This is a genomic window from Microbacterium sp. GCM10027623 (assembly GCF_042666935.1).
Taxonomy (GTDB): domain Bacteria; phylum Actinomycetota; class Actinomycetes; order Actinomycetales; family Microbacteriaceae; genus Microbacterium.
Genome location: NZ_JBHTHE010000003.1, coordinates 180,640 through 195,707, shown reverse-complemented (window position 1 = coordinate 195,707; position 15,068 = coordinate 180,640). Strand labels below are relative to the sequence as shown.

Here is a 15,068-nt window from a genome sequence, read left to right as displayed (position 1 = left end):
GCTACGTCCGGGCAGCCCGTGAGCGTCTGCGCAGCGCATCCGCGAGAAGCGTCAGCAGGTGGTGCAGCATCCCCGTCGACACGACCGCCCAGACGATGACGGCGACGAGCAGCGCCACGCTGCCGACAGAACCGGCGGCAGGCAGGGCATCGGCCTAGCCGAGCGAGAGCGACGCGACGGCGAACATGCCGACCGGGAAGACCATCGACCACAGCGACGGCACGTAGCGCAGAGGCACACGATGCAGCGCGTGCCGCCAGACCCCGGCACCGACCAGCAGCGGGATCAGCCACAGACAGAACACCCAGAACACGACCACCGTGGCCGCGATCAGCGGACGGACGGCGTCGACCAGCGGGGTGTGGTCCATGCGAACGATCGCGGCCCCGGCTACCACGGCGATCGCCAGCGCGCCCATCGCAACCCAGTACGCCGGATCGAACTGCTGCGGTGTGACGCCGTGGTGCACCACGCGCAGCAGCACGAGCATGGCCATCGCCGCATACAGGACCACGCCCACCGACCACGCCAGCACGGCCAGCAGCCCTACCCAGGAGGCGACGGCGCTGTCGACGCGCGGATGCAGCTGCGCCATGCCGATCGCCAGCGACTGACTGGCGACCGCCCAGATGAACCAGGTTCCGTTCGCGCGTGCCAGGATCGGCCTTCCGTCGCGCCGCATCATCACCTGCCAGGGCAGTGCGTAGCCGAACACGAACCAGATGAACGCGGCGACGAGGAACAGCGGTATCGCGAGGACGTCGAGCCCCTCCTGCGCGAGGCGCACGCCGAGCACATCGGTCGCTGCGACCACGGTGAAGAAGGCGAACGCGGTCTCCGGATCGCGCAGATCGGCGACGACACGCTCCCAGAACGCGAACGCACGCCACACGAACAGCACCCAGAGCACGACGTACAGGGCCGCAGCCGCGCACAGCAGGGCAAACGAAAGCGGGCGGATGCCGGCGGCGTGCAGTCCGATGGACACGATCCCCGTGCCCATGACCGCCGCGAAGTATCCCGGCGACAGGTGTGCGACGGCATGGCGGACCGGAGACGAGGCGTCCTGCTCGGCGGCGGCCGTTGCGCTCATCGCCTGTCACCTCCGGATGCCCCGACGGCGTCCACCGTCCGTTCCAGTATCGCGCGCAATCCGCGCGCCGCGTGAAGCGAGGTCAGCACCGCGACCCTGTCAGTCCCAGTCGAGGTACTCCTCGATGACGACGGCGGTCTCGATGGGGTGCGTCGCCGGGAAGAAGTGGTCCGCGTGCGGAATGCGCATGATGCTCGCGCGCTCGGGTGCGGTGGCGTGCAGCGTCTCGGCGTTCACGGCCGGGGTCACGTCGTCGTCCGATGCCTGGATGATGAGCACGGGGACGCCCGGGGCCAGGTCGATCTGCGCATCCTCGACGCCCAGCAGCAGCAGGCCGTTCACGCGTTCGTGGTGCTCGCTCGCGAACACCCGGGCGATCGTGCCGCCGGCGCCATGCCCTCCGATCCAGGTGTCGGCGATCCCGAGGTGGTCGATCACGGCGAGGGCATCGGCTGCGCGATCGCCGAGGGCGAGTTCATCCGACTGAGCGCGTGCGCCGATCCGGACGACCCGGAAGCCGGCTTCTTCGGCCAGATAGTGCGAGACCACGCCCAGACCGTCCGCCTGCAGGTCGCGGTGCGTGACCAGCGTCAGAGTGACCGGCCCCTCCCCCTCGTCGGCGAACGGGACCGCGCGGCCGTCGGGCTCGAAAGTGGTGATCTGCGTCACGGTGCTCTCCTGCGTGTCTGTCGGCCGTCGCACCGGATGCGCGAACCGCCTTGATCACCGTATTCACGCTGTCGCCCGCAGACAAGTTCGCGTCATGGGCGGGCCCTTCTGCGGGGCGCGGAGACCAACAGTCCACCCAGGACTGCAACAACGCCACCGACCAGCAACAAGCTCCCACCCGACGTCGTGTCGATGAGTATTCCGCCCACGGCAGCGCCCACTGCGACGGCCGCGTTCGCCGCCATGACCAGCAGGCTTCCGATCTGCTCCAGTCGGACTGGTTCCGTCCTGGCCCCCCAGATCTGCAGGGAAGTGGCGACTCCGCCGAACCCGAAACCCCACAGCATCGCCGTGACGAGCAGCCCCGGCAGCGAGTTGCCGACCACGAGCATGAGAAGCATGCCTGCGCCCAGCACCGCTGGATACAGGAGTACCCCTGCGCGCCTGGTGCGATCAGCGAGGGGTCCCGCGAGCGCGGTTCCGACGAAATTCGTGATGCCGAATACGAGCAGCAGCGTCGCGACTGCCCCCGTATCGATGCGTGCCAGGCTCACGACGATGGGACGGAAGAACGGGTATCCCACGAAATGGCCGGCATAGATCAACATGGTCGCCACCAGACCGAGCCGCACTATCCGTGATCGCAGTGCGGCGCCCAGCGCGCTCAAGCCGCGAACGTGTCTCGCGGGCAATGACGGAAGAGTCGCTGCCTGCACCATCAATGCGACCACAGCGCACGCGGCAGCGAGAGCGAACACTCCTCGCCACCCCCAGATGTCGCCCAGCCACGCGCCGAGCGGGATGGCCACTCCCGTAGCGACCGGAACACCGGCATTGACCACCGCGAGCGCGGATCCGAGGCGAGACGGGGGAACGAGTTGTGCGGTCACAGCGATCCCCATCGCCCAGAACCCTCCCAGCGCCACTCCGAGGACGCACCTCGCCAGCAGGAGCACCGCCAGACCGGGGGTCAGCGCGGTCAGCACATTTCCGATCACGGCAAGAGCAGTGAGCCCGAGCATAACGCGACGGCGATCGGAGCGCGACAGCATCACCGGTATGAACAGCGCCGACAGCGTCGCAGCGATTGCGGTAGCGGTGAAGCTCTGACCGGCAGCACCGATGCTCACCTGCAGGCCCTCTGCAATGAGCGGCAGCAGGCTCGTGGGCAGGAACTGCGACATGGCGATGGAGAATATCCCCAGTCCCAACGAGACGACACCGCCCCACAGGCGGTGCTCCCTTCTGTGGGTCGTCTGTTCCCCGCGACTCACCGCTGCGGCGCCCGCGTTCCGCTTGCTCGTTCCGCCTCCGTGTCAGCGAATCGCCTGCAGCTCACGGTCGGGTCGCCCTCCCGACCTGAACCGGGTCGGCGTAGTAGACGTTGATCTCCCGGATCAAGCCGTTCTCGAAGGTGATGAAATGCCCGACCAGGGTGTCAATGACCTTGCCGGTGGCTACGGAGGTCGCACGCATGCGCATCTGGATCGCCAGCCCCGCTTCCCCTTCGAAGTACTGTGTCTGCGACAGCTCCAGGGACGACCAGGTAGCACTGAACAGCGCGAAGAAGCGCTCGAACCCCGCAACACCGCGCCACTCGCCGGGGTATGGCAGGGAGGGGCCCTGCCGACCGACCACCTGGGGATGCAGATGCGACGCCATCTCGCTGAAGTCTGCGCCTGCCTTCGCGCCGCCGGCCTCGACATAGCGTTGCTCCGCTTCGTAGAAGCTGTCCAGCCTGGCCCTGAAGCTGGTTGTCGAATCGTCGATTGCGCTCATCGTCGCCTCCTATGGATGACTCGTAGTATTCCCCATCCGTCACCCGGGATCGCCGCAGTTCTCGCCAGCAGAACCTCACTCTCCGTCCCGAACGCGCCCACCTAGCATGTCCTCAGAGACCGGACGGTGGCCTGGAGCACGTCGTCAGTGGGAATCGAAGGAGATTGAGATGTCTGATGAGTCTGTTCTGAAGCGGATCCGCGGGTTGGAGGATCGTGCGCGCATCATCGACATCGTGGGCAAGTTCGCGGTCAGCATCGACCGGCGCCGCTGGGACGATCTTGCAAGCTGCTTCGCGGACGAGATCGAGTTCAATACGATCAGGTCTGGGCGTTGGGTTCGATCCGGGCGCGCCGAGCTCATCGACACTCTTCAACGCGCATTCGAGATGTACACGGCGACGCAGCACATCAGTGCGAACCATCAGATCACGATCACTGGAGACGAGGCAGTGGCCCTGTCCACCCTCAACGCCACGCACCACCTCGTCGGAGCGCCCGGCGGCGACTTCCACCAACAGGTGGGGTACTACGAGTACCACCTGGTGCGCGAGCCGAAGATGGGCTGGCAGATCACGAAGGTCGAGCAGTTCGTGCATTGGCAGCGCGGCAACCAGGAGATCTTCGACCGCACACTCGCTTAGGCGATACTCGTAGATCCCGTGGCGCGAGATCTAGGAGTATTGCCTCTTCACACCCCCGACGACTCCAGCGAGTCGCGCAATCAACCAACGTCGCTGGGCAGCATCTGAGGCAGGTCAGAGATCGTCCTGCCCTGCGGCCTATGGTGCGACTGCGTAACTCGCCTCGGCGAGTACATCCGCACTCAGAGCACTCGTCTGCGTGAACTCGGCCACGATCCTCCCGTGCGAGAGGACGAGGACGCGATGCGATTGCGCGGCGACCTCCTCGAAGTCCGTACTGATCAGGACGATAGCCGTGCCGGACTCTGCGGCCTCATGCAGCAGGTCGTAGAGAATTGCTCGAGAGCCGATGTCCACACCGGCTGTGGGGTCTTCCAGAACCACCACGGCAGGTCGATCCGCGAGCGCGCGTGCGAAGATGACCTTCTGCTGGTTCCCACCGCTCAGCTCCGACATATCGCGGTCGGCACTGCCTCGCGGCATCACGTCGAACGTGTCCGCGGTTGAGAGCACCTCCCGCGTCTCACGCCACGGATTTCTGAACCCGGCACGTGTCCACCCGCCGAACCGACGCCGACTGGGCAGCATGTTCTCGCGGATCGCCAGTCCGGTGACCACTCCTTCACGCTGTCGGTCTCCGGGCACCACCGCGCATCCGCTTCTCGTCATCGCATCGGGCCGGCCGAGTGGAAGGGGTTCGCCCTTGAGATGTACCGAGCCACCAGTAGGCTTCGTCGCACCAGCCAGTGCCTGAGCGAGTTCGCGCGTTCCGCTTCCCACCAGCCCGCAGACACCGAGCACCTCCCCGGCCTGCACCTCGAAGGAAATCGGTTCCATGACTCTCTCGGTCGTCAGGTCTCTGACGATGAGGTGAGGTGCACCGTCGCCGCCTGCCGTGCTGCGCGAGCGACCACGGGGCTGCGAGCCTGCGGCCTCGGCGCCGACGATGTGTCGTACGAGTTCATCGTGTGCGATGCCCGACATAGGAGTCGTGCAGACGTTCTTGCCGTTACGCAGAACCGTCACCTTGTCGACGAGGCCGTCGAGCTCATCCAGCCGGTGGGTCACATAGATGAACGCTGCGCCGCCGCGTCTCATGCCCTTGAGCGCATTCGTGAGGCGCTCGACCTCAGGCTTCGGCAGGCTGGCGCTCACCTCATCGAGTACGACGATGCGCGGATGCTGCGCCAGCGCGCGCGCCAGTGCGCACAGCACCTGCTCGTCACGGGAGAGCGAGCTGACCAGACGGTCCGGGGCGAAGTCCGCCCCGACAGAGGCCAAGGCTTCGACGGCTCGGATCGATGTCGCCCTGTCGTCAACGAGACCGAACCGTTTGTCGAATCCCAGCTGAAGTGCGATGTTGTCGGAGACGCTCAGGTCGTCGACGAGACCGAGATCCTGATGGACGAACGCGACGCCGGCATCCCTTGTGTCGTGGGGGCTGTGATTCGGCGGCAGTGCTGTCCCATTGACCTCGATGACCCCGGAATCCATTCGATGCACACCGGCGAGGATCTTGATGATCGTGGACTTGCCTGCCCCGTTGGCGCCGAGAAGCGCGTGTATCTCGCCCGGCTCGACATCGAAGGACACATCATCCAGAACCGTGCTCTGACCGAACGTCTTGACGACCCGTGAAAAACGCAGCGCAGGTGCTGCTCCCTGCACGAGCCCAGTGTGTGAATTCTCCATGACGCTGCTCCTTGCTCAGATGCCTATGCCACCGGCGATGTCGATGACAGCGCCGGTGATGTATCCGCCGTGGGGGCCGGCGAGGAAGCCGACGACGGCGGCGACTTCCTCTAGGGTTGCGATCCGACGGATAGGAACCATGTCGAGATACTCGTCTGGAGCGACTGTACTGCCCAGTGCTTCGACCATCATGTCCGTCGGCATCGCGCCGGGTTGAACGATATTGGCGGTGATGCCGCGGTACCCGAGATCACGGGCGACCCCGCGCGCGTACCCGATCAGCGCCGCTTTGCCCCCGGCGTAGTCGGCGACGCCGGGGGTCAGAGCCAGGGTGCCGTTCCTCGACCCGATGAAGACGATGCGACCTTCGTCCGACAAGACTCTGGCTGCCGCTCGCGTCGTGGCGACCACGCCCGCCACATTCACCTGCCATTGATGATCGAGAGCGTCGACGTCAAGAGCGGGGTCGTCGACCCGCTGGCCCTTCGCGACAACCGCGGCGTTGTTGATGAGGATGTCCAGGGCTCCGAGTTCGGAGATCACCTGCGAAATCAGCCGGCTCGCTGCGGAGGTGTCTGCCTGGTCGCTTTGAATCGCGACCGCGCGGCGGCCGAGCCGCTCCACGCGCCGGACGACGGCCGCAGCCTTGTCAGCAGAGCTCGCATAGCTGATGGCGACATCGGCGCCCATCTGTGCGAGTGCGACGGCAAGTGTCGCACCGAGTCCTCGCGATCCACCGGTGATGAGTGCGGTCTTGCCGGCAAGAGGTTGGGGCATGTGCGTTCTCCTTCGAACGTGAGTGGTCGGTCGCGCCGTGAAGCGTCGGGGCTACGACAGGAACCGGACTCCCGTCAGCTCTTCGCTGAGGGCCCAGTTCCGCGCGGCATTCACCGTGTCCACGGCGTATCGCATGACACCGCGACCGGCGCCGGACTCGAAGAAGTCCAGTGGTGCGTCTGAACTCACCAGAGTCGCGATGTCGCAGTCCTCGCAGTAGACGCCCCCGCGGTCTGCCAGTTGGATGCTCGTCGCGCACCAGACTCCGGTGGCCGCACCCTGGCTGGGCGTCTTCAAGCGCCGTTCGGGGTCCACTACTGGATTGCCGTCGGCATCCAGCAGCCCGGCCGCGATCATGTCCTCTCTCTTCAGATAGGTTCCCAGCCCCGTCGAGGCGATGTTGCCGGGATGCACGGCGAATGCGCGAACACCGTGCGCCGCGGCCCGTTGATCCAATTCCACCGCGAAGAGCGCAACGGCGGTCTTCGATTGGCCGTAAGCCTGCAACGGGTCGTATTCACGCCGATCGTAGTTGGGATCATCGAAATCAACGGGAGCGTACTGATGGGCCAGCGACGAGTAGAGCACGACCCGGGCGCCACCGGCACGGCTGAGTGCAGGCCACAGGCCCGCAGTCAGCTGGAAGTGCCCCAGATGGTTGGTGGAGAGCTGTCGCTCGTTCCCCCGAGAATCACGCGAGAGCGGCGGCGCCATGATGCCCGCTGCATTGATCAGGATGTGCAACGGAAGCTCGCGCCCCGTCACTGATGCGCAGAGATCATCGATCGTCTTCGGATCGGTCAGGTCCACCCGCACGAACTCAGCATCAGACGGGCCGAGCTCGGCTCGGGCGGCATCGAGTTCGCGGTCCGCGATGATGACGTGCGCACCGGCGCCCGCCAGCGTTCGCGCCGTCTCCAGGCCGAGGCCGGAGTTCCCGCCCGTGACCAGCGCGTTCCGTCCGGTCAGGTCGATCCCCGCGATGACTTCACTGCTCGTCGATGCCGGGCCGAAGGGCGAGCCGATCGGCTCTTGTGAGATCGTCATGTCGATACCTCTGTCTTCCTTGACGTGGGGTGGATGGAGTCCGTCCGCGTCGCTATGCGGCGGGGAGCCCGATGGTCTTGGTCTGCAGATACTGCTCAAAGCCCTCGAGGCCGTTCTGCCGGCCCAGACCGCTCTGCTTGTACCCGCCGAAGGGCGCATCGGCGGCATACGGATCGCTGCTGTTGATGCGCACGACTCCGGCGCGCAGCCGATCGGCGACAGCTCGTGCGCGCAGGGGGTCTTCTGAGGTGACGTTCGCGCCGAGTCCGTACGGAGAGTCATTCGCGATGCGCACCGCGTCCTCTTCATCGTCGTAAGGGATCACGGTCAGCACGGGCCCGAAGATCTCCTCCTGCGCGATTCTCATCCGGTTGTCGACATCGGCGAAGAGCGTCGGTTGGATGAAGTACCCCTTCTCCAGGTGCTCCGGGCGGCCACCACCGGTGACGATCCTCGCGCCTTCTGCCGTTCCGAGAGCCAGATATCCCAGCACGCGCTCGCGCTGTCGTGCGCTGATCACGGGTCCCATGTGCACGTCGGGGTCATTCGGATCGCCGTAGGGAATCTTGGCCATCTCTGCGGCAGTGCGCTCGACGATCTCCTCATACGACGACCGCGGAGCCAGCAGCCTCGTCGGAAGATGGCAGCCCTGTCCGGCGTGGGCGGTGACGAAGAATGCCGCCATCGGAAGGTGCACATCCAGATCGGCGTCGTCCAGAAGGATGTTGGCCGACTTGCCGCCCAGTTCCAAGAAGAGGCGTTTCAGAGTCGGAGCCGCCTGCGCGGCGATCCTTCGACCGGTGGCTGTCGATCCGGTGAACGAGATCATGTCTACCCGGGGATCGGTGACGAGTCTCTCTCCCGCCCGGTGATCGGATGATGTGACGATGTTGAGCACGCCCCGGGGGATGTCGGTGTGCTGAGCGACCAGCCGCGCCAACCGGGTCGCGTTGAACGGCGTGTCCGGCGCTGGCTTGAGCACCACGGTGTTGCCTGTCGCCAGCGCTTGGCCCAGCTTGTGCAGCGTGATCTCGACCGGAACATTCCACGGGACAATCGCCCCGACGACGCCGACTGCCTCCTTCTGCACGACCCTGCGCACAGTCTGACCGAACTTCTGCACGTCGCCCAGGTCGCGTTCCCAGGGGAACTCCCGGACGAGGCGAGCAGGATAGGTCAACGCGTCATCGAGCGTCGGATCCAGGTGCGCGAGCTGGACGAGCGATCGCGGCATACCGGTCTCGTCGATGATCTCCTGGCGGAAGAGTTCCCGCTCCCCTTCCAGCGCAGCCTGCAGTTGCAAGAGAGAACGCTCGCGCAGCTCCCGGTTCGTCGACCAGTCCGTCGTATCGAACGCGGTGCGTGCAGCCGAGATCGCGCGGTCGACGTCGTCGAGTGTGCCGTCGGCGACCTGCCCGATCACCTCTTCTGTGGCGGGGTTGAGATCATCGAACCTCGCTCCAGAAGATGATCCGACAAGATCTCCATCGATCAGCATCAACTCGTCGTGCACTGCATTCATCGTCTTCCCTTTCACACAGGGTTCAGGCTCATCCTCGATCCGGGGATGGAAGCGGGAGTTTCTCGCATCGGAGCATCGTGTGAAATACGAATCAATCACGAAGCAGGAGCGACCAGAGACAAGTTCTAGCTAGCGGAATCACGGACGGCCGCGCTCAGAACCGAAGCATTGCCCGACGCGTCGCCGGATCGTACGGCAGTCTGCTGCATGCGGTCGATATCGCCGTTCTGGGGGCGAGAGGCAGCGACCTCACCCCAGCGGGCGCGCTCCTTCTGCCGCGCCCCCAAGAGCACGCGGCAGAAGGAGCCCGGTCCGAATCATGCGGTTCTTCGGCGGCGGGTGATCGTGGAGATGATCACCGCTATCAACAACGCCGCACCGTTGAACACGTCCTGGATATAGACCGCAGCACCCAACTGGTTGAGCCCGGTGATGCCGACGCCTATCACATAGACGGCTATCACTGTCCCGGCGACGTTGTAGCGTCCCGGTCTGAAACACGTGGCTCCGAGGAACGCTGCGGCGAATGCAGGCAGCAGCGAGCCCAGACCGATGACCGGCGACGATCCTCCCAGGCTCATCATTGAAACGGTCCCCGCCACTGAGCACAGGAATCCGCCGATGATGAAGCTCTGACGTACTTGACGGTCAGCGTTGATGCCCGACAGTCTCGCCGCGGTGGGGTTCGCACCGACCGCGTAGGATCGGCGCCCCCATACCGTCAGTTCGAGGAGTACGAACAACAACACGGCTGCCAAGGCGAGGTAGAGGAACGGCAGCGGGATGCCCGCGATTCGCTGTCGGCCCAGATCTAGGAACCAGGCAGGGGCGGGGCCTGTGATCACGTGGTTCTGCGTCAACCACTCGGTGAGGCCAAGGATCAGCATTCCCGTTCCGAGCGTCGTGGTGAACGACGGTAGACCGAGCCGCGTGACCAACTGGCCGTTGATTATCCCGATAGCGATTCCCACCACGATCACCGCGGCCAGCGCCAGCATCGGCGGCCACTGGTTCCGAATCACCAGCACCGCGCAGAGGCTCTGTGCGAGACCGAGTTGAAAGCCGGTGGAGAGGTCGAAGTGCCCGGCGACGAGCGGAACCACTACCGCGAGCGCCAGCAGTCCCGTCGTCGCCTGCACCGACAGAATCGTCTGGAGATTCGATACCGTGGCGAAGACCTGAGGGTTGTTGATGCTGAAAACCACCCAGAGAAGCGCCAAGACGCCGACGAGAGCGAACTTGGACACGACGTACGAAAGCAGCCCGCTGCCTCTGGACGCCTCCCTTCGCGCACCTTGAGTCCCGGAGGGGGGCGCGAACGTCGGGTCGGCGGTGCCGACGATCCGCGTCCGCGCTCTCACTACCGTGTCTTTACCAGTCATTTGGTCCCCCAAAGTGTGTGGTAGGCGTCCCGGTAGTCGAACTCGATGTCCCAACCGCGCGTGAAGATCTCTTCGGGTGCGTCGTCGATGTTCGCCTCGGTCCAAATGCGCTGGGGTACAACCTGGAACTTGCTCACAGACTGGTCCGCCATCAGGCGAGCGAGACTGTCGACGGCTGCCCAGGCAGAGTATGGGGTAGGCGAGGCCAACTCCAATGCGACCTGACCTGTCTTGATCTGGGACATCTGCTGCGGCAGACCGGTCATCGACAACAATTTGACACTGCCACTCTTGCCGGCCAACTGAATACCCTGCTGGATAAAGCTCGCAGTGGCGTCGTCCGAACCCCAGACATAGTCAATGTCGGGATGCTGTTGAAGCTGTGTTGTCACGAGTGGTGCAAGACTCGTTCCCAGAGTCGCAGTAGTGATGTCTGACGAGTAGACGACGCAATCCGCGCAGTCGCTCTTGAGTTTTGCGGCGATCGCAGCCGTTCGCTGCTGGACGTTCGGTACGCCCGGGACGTCGAGTAGGAGAACGTGCGCCTTGCCGGCGGAATCAGCCATGAGCCATTCGGCGACATCCTCGCCACCGACCAGAGGATCCGGCGCGATGTAGGTATCGATTCCTTCGACATCGTTGGCGCCGGGAGTCTGCTGGGTGAGCACGAACGGAACGCGCTTGGCTACCACCGATGTCATGGCATCACCATAGAGATTCGGGTCTGCGGAGATGGCAATGATGCCGTCGACGCCGGAAGCGACTGCGTTCTTGATTGTCTGGTTGTAGACGGTGGGATCGAACTTGCCGTCGACGACGTCCACAGTCCAGCCGAGCGACTCGGCCACCCTCTTCTCCTCCTCCGCCTCGTCGACGCAGCCTTGGCCGGCACTGCTGCACGGCATGATCAGGATGTGTTTGCCGGTCGGTGGGGTGAACGAGTCGGCGGGAGCATCGATCTCGGTGACCGGCCCCATGGCGTCCGTCACCACCGCAGATGCTTCGCCGGGACCTTCACTGGTGCTACTGCTGTCACTCGACCCGCCGGAGCACGCCGCCAGTGTCAGTGCCGAGGCCACTGCGACCGCTGTCAAGAGAAGTGCGCGGGGCCGGCGCCTGCTGCCCCCGCTGGTGATGGTGATATTCATTGCAGTGTCCTCCATGTTCATACGTTGAAAAACGTCATTGTTCTTGTTGAAAGTCCGATACTCACCTATGGCGACGAGCCGGCCGATTTTGTGTGGTGCTGCCCGGAGGTGCGTCCAAACTCATCGGCGTGCAGAATTTCGCTCCGCTGAATCGCTCGGTCAGCCCAGAGAATTTGCGAGCTGCCGGCTCCTGCGACGAATCACCAGTAATGTCGCCCATGTCTTGACCTCCTTTGGCCAACCATCATCGGCGCCGCATTTCGACGTACCCCATGGCCCCGCCCATCGCGTGTCAAGAATTCAACGAGGCTCATCGCAAGTGTGGTTGGGATGAGCGCCTCGTGTCCACACGATTCCTTCAAGCAGAACCGCCTTGTGCTCAAGCAAGGCGTGGGACATGGTTGATAGTTCTTGGTCCAGGCGATGACGGGTCTCCGAACCGGACCCAGCTGCAGGCGCCGCATTGCGCTCCCCGCTACAGGATTCTTGGTGACAGAATTGCACCCTGGCCTCTCTCCGGCCGTTCTAGGCTGACGGTCACGCCGCGCCCCCCTGTCCCGTAAACGCGCGCAGACCCGCCCGTCGAGCAACAGGACGACGGTGAATGCCGCGTGCCACGACGAACGGGTTCGGGATCGCTCGCCTGTCTATTGGGAGGTTGAACGCAAATGCGTGAAAAAGAACTATCGGGAAAAGTGGCACTGGTCACAGGTGGCAGTCGAGGGATAGGCGCGGCCATCGCTGTGAGCCTCGCCGACTTGGGTGCCGATGTGGCGTTCACCTACTCACGCTCGAAGGATTCCGCCGATCACGTCGCCGCGACGATCGGATCTGGTGGCCGGCGTGCTCTGGCGATCAGAGCTGACAGTGCTGACGCGACCGAGGTGATCGGCGCCGTCGACCAGACGTTCGATCAGCTTGGTGGACTGGACATTCTCGTGAACTGCGCAGGCATCAATCGCCGCGCGCCAATCGAAGTGGTGCCACTCGAGGAAGTCGATCGCACCTTGGCGACGAATACCCGAGGCGTGTACCTGGCCGCGCAAGCGGCGCTGCGGCACATGCCCGAGGGCGGGCGAATCATCTCCATCGGAAGCAATCTCGCCGATCGGGTGCCGTTCTCCGGGCTGACCCTGTACACCATGAGCAAGGCTGCGCTTCTCGGCTTGACCAAGGCCCTGGCGCGCGAGGTCGGTGATCGAGGCATCACGGTCAATCTGATCCAGCCAGGGCCGACCAATACTGACATGAATCCCGAGGACGGCCCCACCGGCGAACTGGCACGCTCGATGAGCGCCCTCGGCCGTCACGCCTCCACCCGAGAGATCGCAGACGCGGTGACATTCTTGGCAAGCGCGCGCGCGACGAACATCACGGGCACGGCGCTGACTGTCGACGGCGGCTCGAACGCCTGACCCGGAAATTGCCCGGGTATGAGTAGCCTGCCTGGAAGAACTGCCTGCGCGGACTGCTCGCCGGACAACGGCTACCCTGCGAAGTCGAACCGGACCTGGCCGCGTGCACGCGGGATCGCCGCGACGATCCCCGAGCGGTGTTCCAGCAACCTCACGCAGTGTCTCGGCAGCATGCCGATCCTCGGGTTCAGTAAGGCCGAGCAGCTCGCGGTCACGGTATCCTGGTGAGGATGATGACCAGCCAGGCCCATGTTGGCCGCTCCCGGAACGGCGATCTGGTCGTGCGCTGATCCGCGCTCCTCCTTGCGTGGGTGACCCGAACTCACCCAGACAGCACAAGGAGAACCATGACAGCACACTTCAACCACACAATCATCGCCTCGATCGACGCTGCCGAAAATGGCGGAGTTCTATCGTGACCTGCTCGAAGCCGACGACGCGCCCGCGTGGGGCCCGTACGTCAACGTACAGATCGGCGGCGGCGTCTTGCTGCAGTTCGCGGCCCCGCCGATGGAGTTCCCGCCGCAGCACTATGCGTATCTGCTCGATGATGCCCACTTCGACCGCGCTTACGCCAAGATCACCGATCACGGCTTGGATCATTGGGCAGACCCTCAGCGATCCAAGCCCGGAGAGATCAACCACGAACACGGCGGCCGAGGCGTCTATCTCCTCGATCCCTCAGGGCACTATCTCGAGCTGATCACCCAGCCGTACCTCTGACCCGCGGCGGGCGAGACGGGACATCCGGTCCGCGTACCCTGACGCTGACCCGGGGCGGGGTCGGCCCGAAACTCCGTCCCCGATTCAGCAACACGGCCGAGCACGCCGGCAGGGTCGACAATGTGACGAGGGGTCACCATCTTGACTTCGTACGCGTGAGAAGCAGAGAGCTCTCCCGAAGGGTCACAGGCTGACTGCGTTGGAGACTATTCAGCGAGTGTCGCGACCAGTCGGAAGCCGTCGCCGTCCGAGACGATATATCCGGCGACGTCGTCCGCGAAGTGCGTGCCCAGCAGCAGAGTGTCGGTGCCGGCGAATTCCTCCAGCAGCTTGCGCCGGGTGCGGGCTGAGACTTCGCCGTCCCAGTCACCCTGAGAGCTCCATTCGGGGCGGGCGATCTGTACCGGGTGGTGGAAGGCGTCGCCGGTCACCAATGCAGATGACCCAGCGGACTCCACCCGGATGCTGTGGTGTGCAGCGGTATGGCCCGGCGTCAGCTCGTAGCGCACACCTGGGATCACCTGACCGTTGATCGGCACCAGGTCCAGTCGGCCTGCGTCGACAATCGGCTGGAACGATTCCTCCTGGATGAGCCGGGTCTGTTCGGACAGCGCGTGGCTATCCGGTAGGAATGCCCGGTCGAGCGAACTGGCCTCGTCGTCGGACGAGTCATCCGTTGCGGCACCTGCCACGATGATCTGGCTCAGGTGACGCTCGTATTCATCGCGCACCATGACGAGGCGGGCGTTCGGGAAGGTCGGAACCCATGCGCCCGCCTCATTGCGCATGCTGCACCATCCCACGTGATCCAGGTGTGCGTGGGTGCAGAGTACGATGTCGATGTCCTCGCGGGCGTAGCCCGCCTCGCTGAGCCTGTCCAGAAAAGACGTCTCCAAGTTGCTCCACGCAGGCTGCATGGGATAGTTCTTGCCGTTACCGCATCCCGTATCGGCGAGAATCACGTGCTCACCTGTGTCGATGACGAACGAATGCACCTCAGCGCGGATCCGCGCCTTCTCGTCGATGTAGGCGGGGTACAGCCAGTCGATCTCCGTCACCGCCTCCGGCGTCAGCTCCGGAATGAGTCCGTCCATCATTCCGACCTCGATGGGAAATTCGAGGACCTTGGTGATCTTGAAGTCGCCTACTTGCCACGTGTTCATTTCGAACCTCTCTGT

Annotated in this window: 14 protein-coding genes; 3 read left to right on the top strand and 11 right to left on the bottom strand. The window is 64.4% G+C overall.

The window, feature by feature from the left end; all coding sequences use genetic code 11:
* Nucleotides 1-154: 154 nt before the first annotated feature.
* From ACFQY2_RS13370 to ACFQY2_RS13355, 4 genes are all read right to left on the bottom strand, one after another.
* Nucleotides 155-1,093 (bottom strand): tellurite resistance/C4-dicarboxylate transporter family protein, encoded by a 939-nt coding sequence (locus tag ACFQY2_RS13370; protein ID WP_378746378.1) that lies wholly within the window; start codon nucleotides 1,091-1,093, stop codon nucleotides 155-157.
* A gap of 99 nt (nucleotides 1,094-1,192) precedes the next feature.
* A complete protein-coding gene (locus ACFQY2_RS13365; protein ID WP_378746377.1) occupies nucleotides 1,193-1,762 on the bottom strand; it encodes an alpha/beta fold hydrolase in 570 nt (189 codons plus the stop codon).
* 92 nt (nucleotides 1,763-1,854) lie between these two features.
* On the bottom strand, nucleotides 1,855-3,036 hold the full coding sequence (locus ACFQY2_RS13360; RefSeq protein ID WP_378746376.1) for an MFS transporter: 1,182 nt from the start codon (nucleotides 3,034-3,036) through the stop codon (nucleotides 1,855-1,857).
* 61 nt (nucleotides 3,037-3,097) lie between these two features.
* On the bottom strand, nucleotides 3,098-3,541 hold the full coding sequence (locus ACFQY2_RS13355; RefSeq protein ID WP_378746375.1) for a nuclear transport factor 2 family protein: 444 nt from the start codon (nucleotides 3,539-3,541) through the stop codon (nucleotides 3,098-3,100).
* A 169-nt stretch (nucleotides 3,542-3,710) separates the two neighbouring features.
* Between ACFQY2_RS13355 and ACFQY2_RS13350 the strand changes: the two genes are divergently transcribed.
* Entirely contained in the window at nucleotides 3,711-4,184 is a 474-nt protein-coding gene (locus tag ACFQY2_RS13350; protein ID WP_378746374.1) for a nuclear transport factor 2 family protein, read from the top strand.
* 138 nt (nucleotides 4,185-4,322) lie between these two features.
* On the opposite strand, the gene ACFQY2_RS13345 is transcribed toward ACFQY2_RS13350, so the two are convergent.
* From ACFQY2_RS13345 to ACFQY2_RS13320, 6 genes are all read right to left on the bottom strand, one after another.
* On the bottom strand, nucleotides 4,323-5,876 hold the full coding sequence (locus ACFQY2_RS13345; RefSeq protein WP_378746373.1) for a sugar ABC transporter ATP-binding protein: 1,554 nt from the start codon (nucleotides 5,874-5,876) through the stop codon (nucleotides 4,323-4,325).
* Nucleotides 5,877-5,891: 15 nt separating this feature from the next.
* Nucleotides 5,892-6,653: an SDR family NAD(P)-dependent oxidoreductase gene (locus tag ACFQY2_RS13340; RefSeq protein WP_378746372.1), complete on the bottom strand. Its 762-nt coding sequence runs from the start codon at nucleotides 6,651-6,653 to the stop codon at nucleotides 5,892-5,894.
* Nucleotides 6,654-6,704: 51 nt separating this feature from the next.
* Complete coding sequence (locus ACFQY2_RS13335) at nucleotides 6,705-7,700, bottom strand: SDR family NAD(P)-dependent oxidoreductase (RefSeq protein WP_378746371.1); 996 nt, start codon at nucleotides 7,698-7,700, stop codon at nucleotides 6,705-6,707.
* 52 nt (nucleotides 7,701-7,752) lie between these two features.
* The gene (locus tag ACFQY2_RS13330) at nucleotides 7,753-9,222 is read right to left on the bottom strand and encodes an aldehyde dehydrogenase family protein (RefSeq protein ID WP_378746370.1); all 1,470 of its coding nucleotides are present in this window, start codon (nucleotides 9,220-9,222) and stop codon (nucleotides 7,753-7,755) included.
* 317 nt (nucleotides 9,223-9,539) lie between these two features.
* Nucleotides 9,540-10,604 carry an ABC transporter permease gene (locus ACFQY2_RS13325; protein WP_378746369.1) on the bottom strand — a complete coding sequence of 355 codons (1,065 nt, stop codon included), beginning with the start codon at nucleotides 10,602-10,604 and terminating at the stop codon, nucleotides 9,540-9,542.
* On the bottom strand, nucleotides 10,601-11,752 hold the full coding sequence (locus tag ACFQY2_RS13320; RefSeq protein ID WP_378746367.1) for a sugar ABC transporter substrate-binding protein: 1,152 nt from the start codon (nucleotides 11,750-11,752) through the stop codon (nucleotides 10,601-10,603). The genes ACFQY2_RS13325 and ACFQY2_RS13320 overlap by 4 nt, the downstream gene beginning before the upstream one ends.
* A 668-nt stretch (nucleotides 11,753-12,420) precedes the next feature.
* On the opposite strand from ACFQY2_RS13320, the gene ACFQY2_RS13315 reads away from it, so the two are divergent.
* Together ACFQY2_RS13315 and ACFQY2_RS13310 are read left to right on the top strand one after the other, a co-directional pair.
* Nucleotides 12,421-13,167, top strand: coding sequence for an SDR family NAD(P)-dependent oxidoreductase (locus ACFQY2_RS13315; protein ID WP_378746366.1), 747 nt, complete (start codon nucleotides 12,421-12,423; stop codon nucleotides 13,165-13,167).
* Nucleotides 13,168-13,566: 399 nt separating this feature from the next.
* Nucleotides 13,567-13,890, top strand: coding sequence for a VOC family protein (locus ACFQY2_RS13310; protein WP_378746365.1), 324 nt, complete (start codon nucleotides 13,567-13,569; stop codon nucleotides 13,888-13,890).
* Between the two features lie 206 nt (nucleotides 13,891-14,096).
* On the opposite strand, the gene ACFQY2_RS13305 is transcribed toward ACFQY2_RS13310, so the two are convergent.
* The gene (locus ACFQY2_RS13305; RefSeq protein ID WP_378746364.1) at nucleotides 14,097-15,053 is read right to left on the bottom strand and encodes an MBL fold metallo-hydrolase; all 957 of its coding nucleotides are present in this window, start codon (nucleotides 15,051-15,053) and stop codon (nucleotides 14,097-14,099) included.
* Between the last annotated feature and the right edge of the window lie 15 nt (nucleotides 15,054-15,068).